Below are 19,076 nucleotides of genomic sequence, written 5' to 3'. Positions count from 1 at the left end.
CCGGAGGGTATTAATATATTATGAACAAACTAACACCAATTATCCTGAGCGGTCTCCTGTTATTTGGAGCTGCTGCTTGCAGCGAAGGAGCTAAAACTAGCGCTGATTCTCCTAATTCTGCCACAGGAAATACCACTAGCCCACCCCCAGCCGAGACAGTTCAAAAAACTCAGGGTGACGCCACTAGCCAAATTCGCCAAAACCAAGCAAATTCTGATATCAGGGCCAGAGAACAGCGCAACAATGTGACTGGTGGCGATGCAATAAGAGCCGATGGCGACCTCCAAAGTGAAGTGCGCTCCAAGTTAGAAGTAAACATCACTAAAGGTCAGCTAACTGTTGACGCAAAAGACGGGGTTGTCACCGTAGGTGGCACAGTCCCCAATCAAACTGATTTAGCTAAAATTGAGCCACTAGCTAAAGAGATTAAGGGTGTTAAAGATGTCAATGTTACGGCTGTTGTCGCCCCCGCTGCTCCCGCATCGCCTAGCAGCAATCAATAAGTTGGAAGGAAGAATTCCGAGGGAAATAAGGAAGAAGGATGTAGTTATCTAGGAGAGAAGTCTGAGGGAAGAGGGTAAAGTTTGGCATTGTAAGATTGCTTGCGGAGCGGATTGCAACGCTTAGGTGACTCTCTAGGGAGATCGATCAGAGTTTTAAGTTAAAGAGTTTAAATTGAATTTTAAATTCACGCACTCAAAACTCGCGCAACACCTGCAAATTCCCCTTCCCAATTCCTGATTTACCCTCCCGGAGAATTAGTTGGAAACCAACCTGAAGATAGAGTGGGAAGTTATTCCCAGCGACCGATGAAAATTGTTGGGAAAAAATGACTAAATGTGATTGATGGCAGAGCATAAATTCTGTGGTTGTGTAAAAGTAGTATATTTTTCAGGAGAAAAAAATGGCTTTAGGTCAACACAAGCGAGCTGTAGGAGCATTTTCTAATTACCGAGATACGGAACTAGCCCTGATGGAGCTGCAAAGTACCGGGTTTCCGATGAATAAAGTTTCGGTAGTTGGCGAAAATCTCGATCGCAGCGAAATTGCCGGCGCTAGCACTGGTACTGGTAAGGGTACCGACGACAAAGTGGGCGGTGGCGCAAAAGCAGGCGCGACAGCGGGAGTCGTGACGGGGGGTTTGATTGGGTTACTCGGAAGCATTGGAGCGCTAGCGATTCCGGGAGTTGGCCCGGTGATGGCGGGGGGTGCGATCGCAACTCTGCTGGCAGATACTGTAATCGGAGGCGCGATTGGGGCAGCAGCAGGCGGTTTGGTCGGCGGTTTGGTCGGCTTGGGAGTTCCCGAAGAAAAAGCTAAAGTCTATAACGATCGCGTTTCCCGTGGAGAATATTTGGTATTCGTAGAAGGAACAGATGCCGAACTTGCCACAGCCGAAGGCATTATGACTGTGCGGGGCATTCAGGATTGGGGCATTTACGATGTGCCGGCAGACACTGGCCGCAGAGCTTCGGGCCACCAGAAGCGCGCCGTGGGAGTATTTTCAACCCGTCGCGAGACTGAACACGCACTGGGAGAACTGAGAACTGCCGGTTTCGACATGAATCGGGTTTCGGTTATCGCTAAGGATGCTGAGTCTAAAGGCGATATCGCAGGCATTGACGTGCACGACAGCGCGGACAACAAATCCGATGAAGGGGCCACAAAGGGCGCACTCACAGGTGGTACTTTGGGAGGTTTGACGGGCTTGTTGGTAGGTCTGGGCCTAGTAGCAATTCCGGGCATCGGGCCGATTATGCTGGCAGGAGCCTCAGCTACGGCGATTGCCACTACACTAGCCGGTACGGCTTTGGGTGCGGCAGCAGGCGGCTTGATCGGAGCTTTAGTCGGTATGGGAATTCCCGAAGAGGAAGCTAGAGCATACAACGATCGCGTGGCAAGGGGAGATTACTTGGTACTGGTTGACGGCAGCGAAGCAGAAGTCGCTAGAGCTGAAACCATCCTGAGCCGCGGAGGCATTCAGCATTGGAACACCTACGACTATAATCCCAGCGTCGATAGTGCTCGGGCTGATTACGGCGCTCCTGGCACTCCCGGCGTTGATACTACGGCTGATATTTACGATCCCAATCAGGGTGTCACCGGCCACCGTCGGGTTTAATAATTCAGACTTTGTTTGGGTATTGTTTCTACTTTCTGCAGGGTAGTCGCACTCGCGCACTCGGATTGTGGAAAGTGATCCAACCAACAGCGGCGAGCTAGCGGTTTTACGCTTCGTAGGTAAAATTATCTCAAAAGTCGGCTTTTTCTCTGAAAGCCGGCTTTTGTTTTGTTCTGGAAACTTCAAAAAGCCACCTGTCAAAAGTTTAATTTTGATTGGCAAGGTGGGCTTTCCACCAGTGGATCGATCGGCTCCCTGAATTTTTACAGCAGAAATCCGCAGCGGTTTTTTAGTCTGTAACACTCACTACTGCTAGATTTTAAACCCCGCAGTATTATCAAATTGAATGACCTAAATTACCACAGATATTGCCCAGTTAGTCAAAGAGCGACTATCTTTAATTATGGGTAGCTAATTTCAGCAACTTATACAGGTGAAGTAGCCAGTCCCGCGCGCCGAGTACGGCATGCAGTGGTCGGCAACTATTAGAATAATATTGTCGTCGCTTTCCCGCCAGACTTAGGCTGGTCATTGCTTGGCTGTAGCAGCCCAATTGCTGTTGGCAAGACCTGCGGCATGAATACAGTTTTTCTGGGAATGCCTCAGAGAAGCATTTGAGAAGCCCAGGAACAGCTTTTATGTCCGGGAGCGCGTCTGGTGTCGAGTGTTCTGTAAATTAGAACCGCAAGCGCTCATGGATCGAGAAAACATTAACAGCAAGCACAGCAGCGCGGGAATAGGGGAACGACTCGCGAACCATTTTTTCGCGCAATCTCAGGCTCAGCACAGCGTATTGCTTGCTTCGCCGGCGACTCGCTCAGCACTCCGAGGGAAACAGCCTTCCTGTTGGTTTTCACTGGCACGGAGCACAGTGGGGGGAGGTGACACTAGCTGAGCTGGCCTGGCGCTGCCGTCCGGGTTCATCGAAGGTAGAAAGCACTTATTTAGAAGGCATTAGGGGTTGAAGCTCCGATATCTTCTTTCTTGATTGCACTCATAAATTCGATCGCCTGTACTGGCAAATTTTCGGGTCAGAAGGCGGTGCGGATGCCACCCCCAATACCCCAAATATTCGATCAACCTTGACAAGATCGATCGACAATTTCTCGGTATTTTGGTAAAGAGTTAGCAGGTAATATTTAGTGGTTACAGTTAGTACAAATACAACTAATTATTAACAACTAATATCAATCGCCAACTAATTACTAGCAAAATAATACTTACAGGACTTACAGGCGGCTAGAAACGCGGTTTTTTTTAATAACTTCCGCGCTAGCCAACCTCATCAGATTATACCAGAACCAGGTTTATTTTCGTAAATTATAACTAGGTGAGCAGGGTGATGGTAGAAATCAAGCAGTTTTGACAATTGTCAAGGTGGCAGTTTAAGTTTTAAAAACTGACTGGCAAACACGATAGTAGAAACTTTCACACAACATAGAACATCGAGAAATTAAGGAAACTCACTCAATTTTTTTATGAATTTCACTGAACTTTTAAGTGCCGATGAACTTTTAATTAGACATAGAAACGGGGAACGAGATTTTCGAGGAGCTAACCTCATTGCAGCTCAGTTGAGTGAAGCTAATCTCAGTCGAACAAATTTGAGCAACGCTAATTTGAAAGGTGCCAACTTAATTAGAAGCAAACTGATTGGAGCTAATTTAAACGCCGCCGACTTGAGCGGGGCTAATTTGTCTAAGGCGAAATTAATTGAAGCTAACCTCGGGAGTTCTAGTTTAACTGGAACTGTGGCGATCTCCGCAGATTTTAGCGGGGCAAATCTCAGCGGAGCAATATTGTCTCAGGCTGACTTGAGCAAAGCTGTGATGACGGGAGCGAGTTTAGTAGGAGCTTGTTTGCTAAGCGGCTCAAAACTAACGGAGGCTAATTTGAGCGGGGCGACGCTGAGCCGAGCAATTATGAGCGGGGTTGACTTAAGTAGAGCAAATCTGACGAGAGCGATTCTCAGCGAGGTAGATTTGACCGGGGCAAACCTGAGCGGAGCAACTTTAACCCGGGCTTATCTCAATCGCGGAAATCTCAGCGGCGTCAATTTGGTTGGGGCTTCTTTGAGCGAAGCAAGTCTGCGGGAAGCTTCTATTAGCGCTGCTAATTTGAGCGGTGCTGACTTGAGCGGTGCTGACTTGCAATCTGCCAATCTAAATGGTTCTAATTTGAGCGGTGCCGACTTGCAGGGAGCTAATTTGAGTAAAGCTAATTTAAATGGTTTGATTCTGCACAATGCTGATTTGAGGGCTGCTAATTTGAACAAAGCTTCTTTGCGGGGAGCTAATTTGAGCGGTGCGAATTTAGCAGGTGCTAGCTTGCTGGAAGCGGATTTGCGGGGGGCGAATTTGAGTCACGCCAATTTGTCGGGAGCGGGTTTACTGCTGAGCTCTCTGACAGGGGCGAATTTGACAGGAACTAATTTGTCGGAGGCTAATTTGATTGGGGCCAGCTTGAATGTTGATAATTTGAATGAAGCAGCTTTGGGCGGGGCAATTTTGCCGAATGGAGCTACTCACAGCCGGGATTGATGAGTTGATTAAAAGAAAATAGTTTTGAGTTTTAAATTAAAGAATCTTTAATTCAAAACTCAAAACTTTTAACAATAAAAAATTCAGGATTCAAGAGTCATAATTCAGTTGTGGGGACGGGTTTTAATAGATTGTCGATCGCCGACAATCTATTAAAATTCGGACTCAGCGATGCAGTCTCAGAGGCAATTTCAGCATTGCTTTGACTAACTCATTCGCTTCGACAGGTTTTGCAACATGATGTTGAAACCCAGCAGCAAGAGCTTGTTTCTGATTAAAGTCTCCAGCATAGGCAGTCAGGGCGATCGCCGGAATTTGCCCGCCCAGCTCTGGTGGTAGAGATCTCATTTGCCGCACTAGCATATAGCCATCCATATCTGGCATTCCGATGTCGCACAGGAGGATATCGAAGGGTGTGGTTGAGAGCAGTTGCAGTGCCTCGATCGCAGACCCAACGGCAGTCACTTTGGCTCCGGCTTGTTCCGCTACAAATGCCACAAACTCGCGTGAATCCTGTTCATCATCCACAACCAACACGCGCACAGAGGCCAGGTGAAGATCGTCCCATCGAGCTTCTGTTGTATCGGCAACTTCTTCAAGCAGATTCGCGGTATGCAAAAGAGGAAGTTCAACGGTGAAGCTGGCTCCCCGTCCTTCACCCCTACTCTCAACCCAAATTTTGCCGCCGTGCAATTCCACAATTTGACGTGCAATCGCCAGCCCCAATCCCAAACCCCCAAATTTACGAGTTATGGCTCCATCCTCTTGCCGAAAATGCTCAAACACATAAGGCAGAAACTCAGGATTGATGCCTTTTCCTGTATCGGTGACAAGAATCTGGGCATAAGTTCCAGTTTGGGTTAACCTAACGCTAATTTGCCCGCCTTGATGGGTGAATTTCACGGCATTGGATAAAAGATTCCAGATTACTTGCTGCAAACGCCCGGAATCGCCCATTACCATTCCGATGCCGGGTGAAAAGGTTGTTTCCATTTGCAGCGACTTGGCTTCGGCTGCTAGCCGAACGGTTTCCAAGGCGGCCGAGATCACCATATTCAAATCAACGGACATCCGATTCAAACTCAGTTTGCCGCTCAGAATGCCGGAGGTGTCGAGCAGGTCATCAATCAGTTGTGACTGGAGTAGGGCGTTGCGTTCGATCGAGGCAAGGGCGCTAGCCGTTTTTGCAGGGCCCAGTTTGTTTAGCTGCAACAGCTTCGACCAGCCGAGAATCGGATTGAGGGGCGATCGCAGCTCGTGAGACAGCACCGCCAAAAACTCATCTTTGATGCGGTTGGCGGTTTCGGCGGATTCTCGTGCGGTTTGCTCTTGTTGCAGAAGCTTCTCGCGTTCAGCTTCGGCTTGCTTGCGATCGGTGATGTCGCGCGTTACACCCGCTACCATTTCCACAGCACCCTCTGCATCAAAAACGGGCACAAAAATATACTCGTAAGCTCTTGTACCGAACGCGCTGGTGTATTATAAAACTTCATTAAGATTGTAAGCATCAATAAACAATAGTAGTATCATATAGTCATGAGAGTTAAATGAAATTGTTTCGCTCGTTCCGAATGGAGACTCTGGATGCAACTAACAGAAAGGCACATCATTAAATCTACGGAACACCGTTTCGCACTGATTGATGAATTAGCTTTTAAATCCAAAAATCTCTACAATGCTGCCCACTACGTCATTCGTCAGAGTTTTATCTATGGATGGGGCTATATCAACTACAACGAAATGAACCGTTTGATGAAGTATCATCAAGCCTACAAGGCTTTACCTGCTAAGGTTAGCCAACAAATCTTGATGATATTGGATAAGAATTGGAAATCATTCTTTGAAGCGGTCAAAGCTTACAAAGCCGATTCCTCTAAATTCACTGGCCGCCCCAAACTGCCGAAGTACAAAGATAAAGCTAAAGGGCGAAACATTCTCGTCTACACGATTCAAGCGATTAGCACTACACAGTTGAGAAAAGGAATTATCAAGCTTTCGGGTACGGAGCTTTTAATCAAAACTCAAGTCAATCCCGATCGAATTTGTCAAGTTAGACTGGTTCCAAAATGCGATTCCTATGTAATTGAGGTGATTTATGATGAACCGGAGTCCACCGTTAGTAACGGCAACTCTGTAGCTAGTATTGATTTAGGATTGGATAACTTAGTGGCGTTAACTTCAAATCAGCCGGGTTTTATCCCTCTGTTGATTAACGGGCGACCATTGAAATCAATCAACCAGTTCTACAACAAACGTAAAGCACAGTTATAGTCATTTTAAATAAAAAAGAGACACTATTGAGCGCAGTAGGCACAGATAAGTTCATCTAAAGATGTGCCAGGAGGAGCATACATTCTGGCTCGCTTTAAGGCACTAAAATCGTGTTCAATATCGTTCAGGTCGGGAGAATATTTCGGGAGAAAAAGAACTTGATGACCCGTTTCCTCTACCAGTTCTCGAATGGCTGTTTTTCGATGAATCGGTGCATTATCCATGATTAATATAGATGGCTTTGTTAGAGAGGGTAATAAATATAAAGATAACCACCCTTCAAAGCCTTCTGCATTGAGGCTTCCCGTAAAAACCATTGGGGCAATTAAGTCCTTTTTTCCTTTCCTCCTTCCAGCTACTAGATTTTCTCTTGTTCCCCGTTTGCCGGACTTTTCACCCCAGATTTTTTTGCCTTTTTTTGACCAGCCATAAGCACAATCTAGAAACGGCTCAAATCCTGATTCATCAACAAAAACCAGACTTTGACTTCCCGATACTTTAATCAATTCTCTGAGATGAGAGTAGTATTTCATTCTTTCTTCTCGGTTTCTCTCCTGGTAACGAAGTTGTTTTTTTTTTCGGGTAATTTTCATTTCTTTAAGAGCATAAGATATGGCACTGGGTCTGGTTCCAAACTTATGGGTTCTGTCGATTAATCTGGCATCTGGATTCTCTTTAACATCCTTTTCCAATGCCTGCCAATCTAGTTTTCTCTTACGTCTTTTTACCTTTGTAGCTTGAAGGTCTGACCGACCCAGCCACCGATATATCGTTGCTCTTCCTACCTTAAATAGGACAGCAGCTTGGGCGATACGACCGCCATTTTCTACATAGTCCACTACTCTTTTTCTCAAATCTATGCTGTAAGACATTTTCCTAACTGGTTAACGATTTTTTTCATTTTACATCATTTTTTAAAATTCTCATACTTATTTGAAATGACTATACAATCTCAGTTGAAAGGAAGCCGCAAGATATCACCCCGCCTTCAGCGTTTAACTCGCTGTCGCCACCAAAAAGTTGATAATTACTTACATCACACAAGTCGCCTAATTGTTGACCATTTGGTAGCGAAACAAATTGGGACGCTAGTAATTGGTAAGAATGCACAGTGGAAAACCGAGATTAATTTAGGAAAGCAAACCAATCAAAACTTTGTCAGTATTCCTCACGCTCGATTAATTGAGATGTTGGAATACAAAGCTCGACTGGTTGGAATCAAGGTGATCGTGCAAGAAGAATCTTACACTTCGCGCGCAAATTTTCTGAATCTAGACCCACTCCCTGTTTACGGAAAAACCGATAAAGACCCTGTGTTCCAGGGTAAGCGAATCAAGAGAGGTTTGTACAAAACATCAGTCGGTCAATTAATTAATTCTGATGTTAATGCTGCGTATAACATCCTTAGAAAAGCAATCCCAAATGCGTTCAGCAATGGGATAGAGAGCTGCGTAGTTCAGCCGAGGCGGGTTAATCCGCTCAAAGTGAAAGTGAAGGGGGAGGGACTTAACGCCTCCCATGTCATGTGCAATAAATGACTATACTTTTGCCAGCTATGGCGTTTCATCCTTAAGCGGTTGGCGCGTCTGAATCACTTTCTGAATCTGATTGTGCAGTTTGACAGCTAAATCCACTGGGTAATCTAATTCAAAAAAGGTTTTGCCAATGGCTTCAGCCAAGGATTTTTGCCAAAGGTCGAGCAACGGCTTGTTGACATCAATGAACCGCCCGGACAAATCGAATGTATAAATAAAGTCCGGCACCGAAGATTTAAAGGCGTTGAACTTTTGCAGTTGCCGTTCGAGTTCGGCGGACGTTTGGCGCAGGACTGCTTCGGCTTGAATTCGATCGGTGACATTTTTGAAATAAACGGTGATTCCATGTGTGGCAGGGTAGGTGCGGACTTCGTACCAACGATCGTGGTCGGGATAAAACCCCGTCAGTGACGCAGGCACGCGATCGCGCATGGGGCTCCAATAGATCGGCTCCAACTCGTTGCCAATCAGTCCTGGGTATTCTTCCCATAAATTCTTGCCAATCAAATCACCCGGAATGCGATCGAGCAAGGTTTCGGCAAATTGATTGACGTAGGTGAACCGCCAGTTCTCATCCAGGGCAAAGAATGCTTCACCAATGCTCTCTAGAATATTCCGGCTTTGCTCCTCGGTTTCACGCAAGGCTGCTTCCGCCCGTTTGCGATCGGTGATATCCACCACTATTCCTAACAACCGAGTCGGCCTACCGCTGGAGTCAGAATAAACACTGCTGCGTACCCAAATCCAATGCACGCTTCGATCGGGGTGGATGATTCGACATTCAAAGTTCCAGTTGGTATTGGCTAAGAGGGTTTGTTGAAACTTCTCATTCACAGAGGCGCGATCGTCGGGATGAACGTGGATCAAGAAAATGTCGTAGTTCCATTCCGGCAGCAGCGACTCATAGCCAAAGATTTGATCGTGTCTGAGCGATCGATGAGCAGTGTAAGGCTGCGTCGTGAGATCGAGATCCCAATCGCCAATTTGGGAGGCATCTAACATAAATCGCAGCCGCGCCTCACTCTCGCGCAGTGTCGCCTGAGCCTGCTTGCGAGGGGTGATGTCAACGGCAGCGCCGTAAATCACTTGTTCTTCTGGGTACCCCTGGGCATTCCAGATCAACCAGCGGTACGATCCATCTTTGTGCCGGTAACGGTTTTCAAACGAAAAGGTTTTGTTACCCGATAACAGACTGTCGGCTTCTGCAATGGAGGTGCCCAGGTCTTCTGGGTGGACAAACTCAGTCCAGGGGCGGGATGTCATTTCGTCTGGTGTCCAGCCGAGGGTTCGTTCAAAGGTTGGGCTGACCCAGTGGAAATACCCGTTTATGCCCGTAATCACTTGCAAATCCGAACCGACGGCCAGAAACCGTTCCCGTTCCTGCTCAATTTTTTTGCGATCGTTGATATCCCGGAAGAAAAGAGACAGCCCAGTCGGGGAAGGATAAACGCGAACCTCAACCCACAAATCAAACGGAGCATAATATTCCTCAAAGTCCACCGCGATTTGCTCGCTGAGCGATCGGCGATACTGGACTTCAAACTGATTGCCGATCGTGCCTGGGAAGGCTTCCCACATCGTTTTGCCCAGCATTGCTTCTAGGGGAGTTCGCGACACTCGTTGTGCGGCTTCATTAGCATAGGTCAAGCGAAAGTCGAGATCCATTGCCATAAACGCATCGGTTACGCGCCCCAGAATGGTTCGCTCTCGCACTGTTGCTTCCTGCCGCAGCCGTGCCAGCTTCAAACTTGCTTCTACCCTTGCCAGCAGTTCGCGCGCCGAGAACGGTTTAATCAGATAGTCGTCGGCTCCGGCTGCGAGTCCTTCAATACGCGCTTCTTCGCCCGCGCGGGCTGATAATAGAACGATCGGAATGTCTTGGGTTGCGGGATTAGAACGCAGCGATCGCAACAACTCAAATCCATCCATTCCCGGCATCATCACATCTGTCAATACCAAATCGGGTGGATTATTCTCAATGGCAGTCAAAGCGGCAACACCATCGGCGACGGTTTGAACAATATAAGAACCGCTCAGGAGTCGTCGAATATAATCGCGCATATCAGCGTTATCATCGGCCAGGAGAATTTTAGATTTTAGATTTTGGATTTTAGATTGAGCGGGTTGATTGACGAGTTTATGAGTGGATGGAGCCATGCTCCATTCTTCTAATCTAAAATCGCCTTCTGGCAACCAGCGTTGAGCTTCTTCGACATAGGGCATCGCGCCTAACGCCGTTGATGCTAACGTGCGACTTGCGCCAATGCGCTCCGGCGGCAGATGAGCTGTTCCGGTGGGAATCGTCACTGTAAAGCAACTGCCCTGCCCAAAAGTGCTGCTGACATTGATCGCTCCCCTATGTAGTTTGACGAGTTCTTGCACTAGCGATAGCCCAATGCCAGAGCCTTCAAAACTCCGTCCTTCCGAGTTTTTGATTCGATGAAATCGCTCAAATAAATGCGGTAGTTCTTCGGACGGAATCCCGACCCCTGTATCTGAAACCGTTAATTCAACACATTTTTCTACACACCGTAATCGAACCGTAATTGTTCCCGCTAGCGTAAACTTAAAGGCATTTGATAATAAATTGAGAACAATTTTTTCCCACATTTCGCGATCGACATAAATCGCTTCGGGCAAGGGTGGACAGTCAACAATGAGTGACATTCCCACCCGTTCAATCAGCGATCGAAATGTGCTGGCAAGTTCCGCCGTATAGGTTGCCAAATCTACAGGTTCATAAGATGCTTGGACTCGACCTGCTTCGATGCGTGAGAAATCGAGCAAGCTATTGACGAGTTTGAGCAGTCGCATTCCGTTACGCTGCACCAACTGTAATTGTTCGCGTTCTTGAGGTGGAATTGTTCCATCCAGGTTGGCGATCGTTTCTTCTAACGGCGACAGCATTAAGGTCAGCGGCGTGCGGAATTCGTGAGACACATTGCTAAAAAACGTGGTTTTAGCAAGGTCTAACTCAGCTAATGCTTCGGCACGTTTACGCTCTTGTTGGTAAGCTTGGGCGTTGGCGATCGCTGTTGTCACCTGCCCTGCCATCAAGTCAAAAAAACCTTTGTAATCATCATCAAACGTTCTCAGCGGACTCACTCCAGCAATCAGGAACCCGAAGGTTTCTCCCGATCGAGCTAGTGGTAGAACTACCGCTTGATGGGGACATTGGGACCACGCGCCGCCCGGTAAAAGTCCAAATTGCGCTTCCAAATCTTCAATGATTCTGCTTTCGCCCGTCTCCATGACTTGGTTCAATTGCCACGGGCACTTTTGGGCGGATGTAAGCTCGATCGCCTCACAAGAGGCAAGGGTTCCGGCTGCTAACCTTGTTGTACCCGCGAGTCGTGCGATCTCGTTTTCGCCATCGAGTAGATAAAACAGCGCAAACGGGATGTCATGGGCGTTATTGGTCAATACGGTGGCGGACATCTCGCAAGCTGTTTCTACCGTCTTGGCAGTGACTGTTTCTGCTGCTAATTCGCGCAACGTTGCCAAGCGGCGATCGCTCAAAACGCGCTGAGTGTCCTCGCTACAGGCGCAGAAAATGCCCCCCACAGGGCCATCATCATTCGCCACCGGACTGTAGGAAAAGGTAAAGTAGGTTTCCTCTGTATACCCGTTGCGCTCCATCACCAGAAGCAATTCTTGATTCCACGTCGATTGTCCCTGGTTCAAAACCGCTTCTGCTTGTGGCCCTAGCGTGTCCCAGATTTCAGCCCATACCTGTGAGGCAGGCTGACCTAGTGCTTGCGGATGTCGTTTGCCGAGCATAGGAATGTAAGCATCGTTATAAAACTTGGTCATCTGCTGTCCCCACCAGACGAACATGGGGTAGCGAGAGCCTAAGATGATCCGAATCGCGGTTTTCAAGCTTTGCGACCAGGTTTCAACGGCACCAAGGGCGGAAAGCGACCAGTCGTGCGATCGCATCAGCATCGCCATCTCGCTATTGCCTGCAAAAATCTGTTCGACGAGTTGATACTGCTGGATCATGCGCTTGTCTCTCTATTGGGCCCGCACCAAGGGGGCAACGATACTATCTCGGCTGACCGGGCTGGTTTAGCTAGATGACGCCAGAAACCCAGCGGAGATCGCCTGTTGCTGCTCAACTTTTACAGCATAGGCTGCCAGAGCGAGCGCTGGAATCTGCCCGCCGGGCGATCGTCTAGCATCCATCTATCGAATTTTACGCATGAAAGCATAGCGATCCATCTGTGGCATTTCGATCTCATATCAATTCCGCCACAGCCGGAACGATCGAGCTTTGGTTTTTTTAGCCCATGGAAACCAGAGATCGCTTTAATCAAAAACGGTGGTTTGAGAAGAAAAAGGCAGCACTGAAATAATACGAATTCCATTAGTGGGATCTGCCTGTGAGACAGTTTGAACCCACCATACAGCCAGCGCTTGGTGGTGGGTATTTCTCGTAATCTTCATTTTTCTTTGTGAAAGATACTTGCAAAATTTTTGGCATCGTGCTATGGTTAAAAGGTTTGAGACTTAAAAAATCAATAGAGGTAAAACCCCGCAGAATGAAACAATTGGGAACCCATCTGGTCGCTGATGCTTGGCAGTCTCCAGGAGACCTGCTCAACGATCCTGAACGTATCCGCCGCGCTATTCTCGATGCGATCGAAGCCGGAGGAGCTACTCTCATCGATTTGTGCGTACACCAGTTTAGTCCTCACGGAGTGACAGCTACTGCTACTTTGGCAGAGTCTCATATAGCAATCCATACTTGGCCTGAACACGGTTATTTTGCTGCAGACTTATTTTTCTGCGGAGCCGGCGACCCTCACCGAGCCATGAAGGTGCTACAGACAGCTTTGGAAGCTAAACAGGTAAAACTCACTGAGTTCACGCGCGGTTTCGAGCCAGGGGTGGGAATCGTAGGTTCTGCTTGTGAAGAGCAGTATGCCCCTCGTTCAGTAGAAACGATTGCCGCCAGAGGATGATGGCCAATTAGCGTAACTTTGAACATTTTATGCTAGGTTTTGTTTAAAATCCCACGGATCGAACCGTGGGATTCTTGTTGGAATTTACTTTTTCATTAATAAAGGGCGGACAACTAAATAACCTGCACCGAAAGCTGCAATCACAATCAGAAAAATCGCGATCGCCAACCACAATCCGCTTAAATCTGAGTTTTTTTTGAGTTGAGATCGGACACGGTAAGGAGTTTCCGGCACTTCTGTAAATAATTTGTCGGGAAGTGGCTGCGGCATAGAGGCGGCTGTTGCCTCCGATTCCGGTAGGGGGAAGGGGAAAGCCACTGTCTGAGGTGGTTGAGGTACGGCAGAATTAGTCTGCGAGGTTACAGGTGGTGGGGGCGGAGGTTCAACGCTGAAATTAAATTTGACTGACGGCATTTGAGGCATCCCTGTCTGGGTGATGCTCTGAGCCGAGTTGACTACTTGCTGTAACTGTTGGGATACTTGAACTACTGTTTCTACTTCTCGCCGCAGTTGTTGATTTTGTTGGACTAATTGCTGATTGTGGGTTTTGAGAGAGTCTACCATCGCTTGGGCTGCTTGCAGCTCGGCCGTGACTTCTCGATAGAGGGAAATTGGTACCGATGGAGAGTAACTATTTGAGTTTTCAGGGGAAGTATTGTCAGATAAGGTAGTATTTTGCATAATTGTAGATGGCGAGGGTGAACTTGTTTTAGTTTAGCCTGAGAGTATTTGCAATTAGATCGATCGCAACACAATTCGTCAAGATATTTGTTACAGATATTGAACGTTAATTTAATTTAGTGTTACAAGTTTTTAGTCGATCGCTATGAACACCTACGCACCGGAACAAACTATGTCGCAAAAGTCAAGCACCGAAGAAATGAAATACGGCGAACGCCAGATTTTGGAAGGCGAGTTAATTACTTTTCCGAATCCGCGAGTCGGGCGGCGCTACTCGATTAACATTACGTTGCCGGAGTTTACTTGCAAGTGCCCATTTTCTGGCTATCCCGATTTTGCGACAATTCACGTTACTTATGTGCCAGACGAGCGGGTGGTAGAGTTAAAAGCGCTGAAACTGTACGTTAACAGTTATCGCGATCGCTACATTTCTCACGAAGAATCGATCAATCAAATTTTAGACGATTTTGTGGCAGCTTGCGCGCCACTGGAAGCGACGATTAAGGGCGATTTTTCGCCGCGGGGGAACGTCCACACCGTGATTGAGGTGTCGCATCAGAAGTAGGGTAGTATTAAGCTGTTGTGGGAGTGAGATTTAATTGTGGGGTGGCATCGAAGCGCCCCCCACAATAGTTTTAAGAAATAGGATTGTTAATAAAATTAGTAACTAATGGTAGGGTGCGTCAGGACAGCCCTCTCAAGACAGTCAAAAAGTCGTTCAGACGCTTAAAATCTCGTAGTTTGTAGGGTGTACACTCCGCATCGGTCGAGTTGGTTGCCCACGGGAGAGTATCAGGTCACGGGCGTTTCAACGTTGGGATTGTGAAACCAAAACTCCGTATAGTAATTTTCATTACTTGAAATTTGAAAAATCAGAACGTGAAATAGTGGTTTTCTGCTTTTTCTCAGGTTCACATTAACCACCTAGACATATCTGGCAACGCCCACCCTACAAACTCAACTAATCTTTTTGATATTTATCGTTGGTGTAAGGTGCGCTAGGCGCACCCTACTTTTAGCTTTGACTTGCAACAGAAGTCGGGGCGATCGCACTTTTTTCCTCTGCTGTTTTCGATTCGGCCAACTTGTCCAAAATCTCCACAACTTCTCTTTCAAAAGTCACCTGAGCGCGATTAGTGCGCCCGCCGACGTAGAGTTTGCCGTTTTTTTCCAAAGCCCAAATCTGCGAGTGAGACATATAGCTCATTAGCACGCTGAGCATCAGCAACCCGAAGCCAGTATAAACTATCGGAATACCCGGATCGGCTTTAATTTGCAATCCCGTACTGCCTACAACTTCGTCAATAGTCAGCATGACTCCGTTAACTTCTACCGCCGTTCCTGCGCGAACTGTAGTTAACAATTTGCCATCCGTACCGTACACTAACATCGTTCCTTGCAAATCTTTTGCTAGCAGAGAAACTCCAGCACTCAAATCGGGTTTTGTCGGAATCCAAGCACCCCAAATTCGACCTTTACCTTGAGTGTCTAGCTGAGCCATTGGTAATTGTAAAACCGGGCTTTTGTTGAGGCGAACTCGCACGGCAGCTATTGCCCAATCTGCTTGATAAAATGTGACTCCCCGGTATCTGAGAGGTTCGTTAACGTGAATGGTTTTGCGATCGACCTCTTGGCCTGTTTTGTCCAAAACTGACAGATCAGAGTAAAATTGGTCGATGCCGCCTTCGGGAGTATAATCAATCCAGAACCGATTAACTCGCATCGACCAATCCTTCGGTATTTGCGGCCCCGCCCAAGGCCCCGCATCCAGAATATTCTGCACCTGAAATGTTTCGCCGCTGGGAACAATTTCTTGACCGAGAAATCCCGTCATTGCGCCCCATATCGACCCAGCTAAAATAATTAGCATACTGGCGTGAACAATAATCGGGCCGATTTTGCCAATTATTCCCTTGCGGGCATAAACTTTTTCGCCTTCTCGAAATATGCGGTAGTTTTTTTGCTGCAAAAGTGGTTCTAACGAAGTTAAAGCAACTGTATCTAATTCCGCACTGAGAGCTAATTTTTCAAACTGCTTGGGTTCTTCATAAAATTTCCAGCGGCGGGCGGCTTTTAATGCAGGAAATTGTCGGGTAAATGTACAAGCTGTTAAGCTGCTGCCGAACAAAATTAGGATTGACAAAAACCACCAAGTGCGGTATACGTGGTCAAGTCCTGCAATTAGCACAACTTTCCAAGTTAGGAAGCCGAACAAAGCAGGATGTTCTGGATAGTTAGATTGGTAAAAGGGTACTGATTGGCCTTGTTCGATGACAGTGCCGGAAATGCTGAAAAATGCGATCGTCAGCAGCAAGATAATTGCCAACCGTAAATCTGCTAGCACCGGCAAAATTTCTCGCTTGAAAAACCTTTGAGGGGCATTCGCCCAGCTTGAGAGTTTTGATAGAAATACTTCTTTTGATGTCATTGGTAATTATGAAGGAAGTTCGGCAACGGATTTTGTAACGGATGTAACGGATGGAAGAAGGGAGAAGGAAGAAAGAGGAGGGAACAACAAAAGATGAAGAAAATATTATTTTTTTCGAGCAAGTCTAAATCTATTTAGAAGTCTTTCTCTTTTATTTCTTTCTTCCTTCGTGTTCTTCGCGTCTTCGCGGTTCGTTTAAAAAAACTTAATTCACGCATTCCATAGTGATTGCTATATCTCTAAATAAGGACTGAACTCCTGATAACGAAACTTACGCGGGAAGTATCCGGGAAAGCAGAGAGAAAACACCAAATCCTACTAGCAAAACGCCGCTAACAGGCGTAATCCAACTCGACCACCGACGTAATTCTAACAATTTTTTAATGCTAGCAGTGAAAGTACCTGCTATAATCAGCGGAGCGACGTAGCCAGCAGCGTAAAACAGCAGCAACACACCACCTAAAACTGTATCTCCCGTTTTGGAAACCCAAGCTAAGAGTGTAGCTAAAACCGGAGTGCTGCAGGGAGACGCTACTAAACCAAAAGTTAAGCCCAATAAGTACGATCGCACGCCCGCCGGCAAATCTTTCGGTACCCACCCCACAGCGTCGAAAGACGGCATTTGTAAGGGTAAAGCTTCGAGTAAATTCAGCCCCATTAGAATAGCAATAATGCTGACAAGAATTGGCAAACCCAGACCAATTTTCCCGTAAACTTGTCCGGCAAATGATGCTACAATACCTAAACCCGCAAGGGTGGTGGCTAATCCCAGGGAAAACCACGCAGACTGGGCGGCGGCTTGGAGGCGGCTTTTTGCTTCGTATCCACCGATGTAGCCGATCGTGATCGGCAACATTGAAAGCATACAGGGCGTTAAGCTCGTTAGCAACCCTGCCAGAAAGATGACTCCGACGCTGACTAAACTGAGGTTTGTCAGTTGGGTATTTACTAAATTATTAGCAAATTGCGCGAGTTCGTAAAGTTGAGTTTGCAGGGTTTCCATCAGTCGATTTTAGATTTTAGATTTTAGATTTTAGATTTTAGATTGACTTCACAGCCCATCGATTTTAGATTTTAGATTTTAGATTATTAGATTTTAGATTAACTCCACAGCCCATCGATTTTAGATTTTAGAGAGGCTCTACAGATGAATCTGAGAGTTTAAACTAAATATCTAATATTTTTGCTATTCACGACTCCTGTGGAGGGCTTGTATCCCTAGACAGGTGACTTCAGGTTCGGGGCTGTTCTGGCTTTGTTGAAAATTGTAACAGATGCGCGTCGGTTCTGTTTTAAATTTAAGATTTTAGCGATATTTACGGGTTGGGAGTTAAAAAGTCGATCGCACCCTGGTTTAAATTGATATCTTGACAGCATCCTCAACAAGCTGTTGGTAATGGGCGCAGCTTGGAAGTTAAAAGGTCGATCGCACCCTGGTTTACATTGATATCTTGACAGCATCCTCAACAAGCTGTTGGCAACGGGCGCAGCTACACCAGATAATTCATTGACTGCGAAATCAGCCCGAAAGCCTGTTGTTGAAATTATTCAAGCAGACTTTAATTTTACTCTACGGTAAATTAAAGCCACTTTCTTCATTAATAGACCCGTCCGGCATTATTGCCCCTGCCAGCACCGCACCTCTGAAATTTGCTCCCGTTAAAGTAGCGCCTTCTAAATTAGCATTGCTCAAATTTGTGACTTGTTTGGAACCTCGGAAAAAGAAGCTGTGCAAGTCAGCACCTGTTAAATTAGTGTCTGCCAAATTAGCATATTGCAAGTCAGCACCATGCAGTGTCGCATCCGTTAAATTAGCTTCGGTGAGATTGCTTCCCCAAAGTCGAGAATCTAAGACATTAGCATCTTGTAAATTGGCGCGGCTCAGATTTGCCAAAGTCAGATTAGCATCCCACAACTTCGTGGAGTTGAAATTAGCTTCTGTCAAATTGGCTCGACTGAGATCCGTGCCTAAAATATCAGCATTTGCTAAATTAGCGCCGCTGAGGTCTGCGTCAGAAAGATCCGCATTTTTTAAGTTAGCACCGGACAAATTAGCGCCGCTCAAATTAGCGCCGCTCAAATTGGCTTCTTGGAGATTAGCTCCCCGCAAATCGACTGCGCTCAAATCGCACTGTTTCCACAAAAAACTGACGCACCAATTATCCTTTAATAGGTGACTCACATCCTCCGCATTCGCGGCCATCACAGGAGGAGTTAAGTAGAGAGTGAACAGGACGATCGCCAACACTGCAGCGAAGAAAGTTTTCAACCTCATAACTCTTTTCATTGACACTAATTTGCGCCATAAATTATTGATGTCTAATCAAAGCATAGCAAATAATCTGCAACTTCCCTCAGCAAGATTACTCAAAAATATGAGTGTAGTGAAAGGTTAATCAGGGTTGGCGCGGGTACAAACTTAACTTAGCCTGTCTTAGATGCGCTTTGAGGTAGAAACCAGGGTAAGCTCATCTAATTTGGTATAAATTGTACTTGACAAAAAAAACAAAATACACAGGGATCCCCCTCGTCATT

12 protein-coding genes and 2 pseudogenes are annotated in these 19,076 nt (G+C 46.6%); 7 read left to right on the top strand and 7 right to left on the bottom strand.

The genetic code is table 11. The annotated features are described in order from the left end of the window. The first annotated feature begins 20 nt into the window (after nucleotides 1–20). The 3 genes from Q5691_RS18220 (at nucleotide 21) to Q5691_RS18210 (ending at nucleotide 4,662) form a co-directional block, all read left to right on the top strand. Nucleotides 21–503, top strand: a complete 483-nt coding sequence (locus tag Q5691_RS18220) for a BON domain-containing protein (RefSeq protein ID WP_333215753.1) — start codon at nucleotides 21–23, stop codon at nucleotides 501–503. Nucleotides 504–904: 401 nt separating this feature from the next. Continuing rightward, nucleotides 905–2,122, top strand: a complete 1,218-nt coding sequence (locus tag Q5691_RS18215; RefSeq protein ID WP_333215751.1) for a histidine kinase — start codon at nucleotides 905–907, stop codon at nucleotides 2,120–2,122. A 1,478-nt stretch (nucleotides 2,123–3,600) separates the two neighbouring features. Beyond that, entirely contained in the window at nucleotides 3,601–4,662 is a 1,062-nt protein-coding gene (locus Q5691_RS18210; protein WP_333215749.1) for a pentapeptide repeat-containing protein, read from the top strand. A 165-nt stretch (nucleotides 4,663–4,827) separates the two neighbouring features. Here the strand turns inward: Q5691_RS18210 and Q5691_RS18205 are convergent, their stop codons facing one another. After that, the gene (locus tag Q5691_RS18205) at nucleotides 4,828–6,099 is read right to left on the bottom strand and encodes an ATP-binding protein (protein WP_445305836.1); all 1,272 of its coding nucleotides are present in this window, start codon (nucleotides 6,097–6,099) and stop codon (nucleotides 4,828–4,830) included. Between the two features lie 147 nt (nucleotides 6,100–6,246). Here Q5691_RS18205 and Q5691_RS18200 point away from each other — a divergent pair. Beyond that, a pseudogene (locus tag Q5691_RS18200) lies at nucleotides 6,247–6,930 on the top strand (RNA-guided endonuclease InsQ/TnpB family protein); the annotation flags it as partial. A gap of 26 nt (nucleotides 6,931–6,956) precedes the next feature. Here the strand turns inward: Q5691_RS18200 and Q5691_RS18195 are convergent. Further along, complete coding sequence (locus tag Q5691_RS18195; protein WP_333346097.1) at nucleotides 6,957–7,805, bottom strand: IS630 family transposase; 849 nt, start codon at nucleotides 7,803–7,805, stop codon at nucleotides 6,957–6,959. A gap of 72 nt (nucleotides 7,806–7,877) precedes the next feature. Here Q5691_RS18195 and Q5691_RS18190 point away from each other — a divergent pair. Next, a pseudogene (locus Q5691_RS18190) lies at nucleotides 7,878–8,471 on the top strand (IS200/IS605 family accessory protein TnpB-related protein); the annotation flags it as partial. A gap of 15 nt (nucleotides 8,472–8,486) precedes the next feature. Here the strand turns inward: Q5691_RS18190 and Q5691_RS18185 are convergent. Next, on the bottom strand, nucleotides 8,487–12,470 hold the full coding sequence (locus Q5691_RS18185; protein ID WP_333346094.1) for a PAS domain-containing protein: 3,984 nt from the start codon (nucleotides 12,468–12,470) through the stop codon (nucleotides 8,487–8,489). A 539-nt stretch (nucleotides 12,471–13,009) separates the two neighbouring features. On the opposite strand from Q5691_RS18185, the gene speD reads away from it, so the two are divergent. Then, on the top strand, nucleotides 13,010–13,432 hold the full coding sequence (speD, locus tag Q5691_RS18180; protein ID WP_190743421.1) for an adenosylmethionine decarboxylase: 423 nt from the start codon (nucleotides 13,010–13,012) through the stop codon (nucleotides 13,430–13,432). A gap of 84 nt (nucleotides 13,433–13,516) precedes the next feature. On the opposite strand, the gene Q5691_RS18175 is transcribed toward speD, so the two are convergent. Continuing rightward, the gene (locus tag Q5691_RS18175) at nucleotides 13,517–14,113 is read right to left on the bottom strand and encodes a hypothetical protein (RefSeq protein ID WP_333346090.1); all 597 of its coding nucleotides are present in this window, start codon (nucleotides 14,111–14,113) and stop codon (nucleotides 13,517–13,519) included. Nucleotides 14,114–14,258: 145 nt separating this feature from the next. On the opposite strand from Q5691_RS18175, the gene queF reads away from it, so the two are divergent. Then, nucleotides 14,259–14,678 (top strand): preQ(1) synthase, encoded by a 420-nt coding sequence (queF, locus tag Q5691_RS18170; RefSeq protein ID WP_333217000.1) that lies wholly within the window; start codon nucleotides 14,259–14,261, stop codon nucleotides 14,676–14,678. 450 nt (nucleotides 14,679–15,128) lie between these two features. On the opposite strand, the gene Q5691_RS18165 is transcribed toward queF, so the two are convergent. The 3 genes from Q5691_RS18165 to Q5691_RS18155 all read right to left on the bottom strand — a co-directional run bounded on the left by Q5691_RS18165 (nucleotide 15,129) and on the right by Q5691_RS18155 (nucleotide 18,828). Next, nucleotides 15,129–16,541 carry a cytochrome c biogenesis protein gene (locus Q5691_RS18165; RefSeq protein ID WP_333216851.1) on the bottom strand — a complete coding sequence of 471 codons (1,413 nt, stop codon included), beginning with the start codon at nucleotides 16,539–16,541 and terminating at the stop codon, nucleotides 15,129–15,131. A 271-nt stretch (nucleotides 16,542–16,812) separates the two neighbouring features. Beyond that, nucleotides 16,813–17,544, bottom strand: coding sequence for a cytochrome c biogenesis protein CcdA (locus tag Q5691_RS18160; RefSeq protein WP_333233091.1), 732 nt, complete (start codon nucleotides 17,542–17,544; stop codon nucleotides 16,813–16,815). A 567-nt stretch (nucleotides 17,545–18,111) separates the two neighbouring features. Further along, entirely contained in the window at nucleotides 18,112–18,828 is a 717-nt protein-coding gene (locus Q5691_RS18155) for a pentapeptide repeat-containing protein (RefSeq protein ID WP_333216853.1), read from the bottom strand. Nucleotides 18,829–19,076 lie beyond the last annotated feature (248 nt).

The organism is Microcoleus sp. w1-18aA5 (genome assembly GCF_036701705.1).
Taxonomy (GTDB): domain Bacteria; phylum Cyanobacteriota; class Cyanobacteriia; order Cyanobacteriales; family Microcoleaceae; genus Microcoleus.
The sequence above is the reverse complement of the archived record's forward strand: the minus strand, read 5'-3'. Positions and strand labels throughout refer to the sequence as shown.

What these genes read in the sequence shown, in the direction of transcription:
- Q5691_RS18220 (WP_333215753.1), top strand. Translation starts at nt 21, where the DNA reads ATGAACAAACTAACACCAATTATCCTGAGCGGTCTCCTGTTATTTGGA.
- Q5691_RS18215 (WP_333215751.1), top strand. Translation starts at nt 905, where the DNA reads ATGGCTTTAGGTCAACACAAGCGAGCTGTAGGAGCATTTTCTAATTAC.
- Q5691_RS18210 (WP_333215749.1), top strand. Translation starts at nt 3,601, where the DNA reads ATGAATTTCACTGAACTTTTAAGTGCCGATGAACTTTTAATTAGACAT.
- Q5691_RS18195 (WP_333346097.1), bottom strand. Translation starts at nt 7,805, where the DNA reads ATGTCTTACAGCATAGATTTGAGAAAAAGAGTAGTGGACTATGTAGAA.
- Q5691_RS18185 (WP_333346094.1), bottom strand. Translation starts at nt 12,470, where the DNA reads ATGATCCAGCAGTATCAACTCGTCGAACAGATTTTTGCAGGCAATAGC.
- speD (WP_190743421.1), top strand. Translation starts at nt 13,010, where the DNA reads ATGAAACAATTGGGAACCCATCTGGTCGCTGATGCTTGGCAGTCTCCA.
- Q5691_RS18175 (WP_333346090.1), bottom strand. Translation starts at nt 14,113, where the DNA reads ATGCAAAATACTACCTTATCTGACAATACTTCCCCTGAAAACTCAAAT.
- queF (WP_333217000.1), top strand. Translation starts at nt 14,259, where the DNA reads ATGAACACCTACGCACCGGAACAAACTATGTCGCAAAAGTCAAGCACC.
- Q5691_RS18165 (WP_333216851.1), bottom strand. Translation starts at nt 16,541, where the DNA reads ATGACATCAAAAGAAGTATTTCTATCAAAACTCTCAAGCTGGGCGAAT.
- Q5691_RS18160 (WP_333233091.1), bottom strand. Translation starts at nt 17,544, where the DNA reads ATGGAAACCCTGCAAACTCAACTTTACGAACTCGCGCAATTTGCTAAT.
- Q5691_RS18155 (WP_333216853.1), bottom strand. Translation starts at nt 18,828, where the DNA reads ATGAAAAGAGTTATGAGGTTGAAAACTTTCTTCGCTGCAGTGTTGGCG.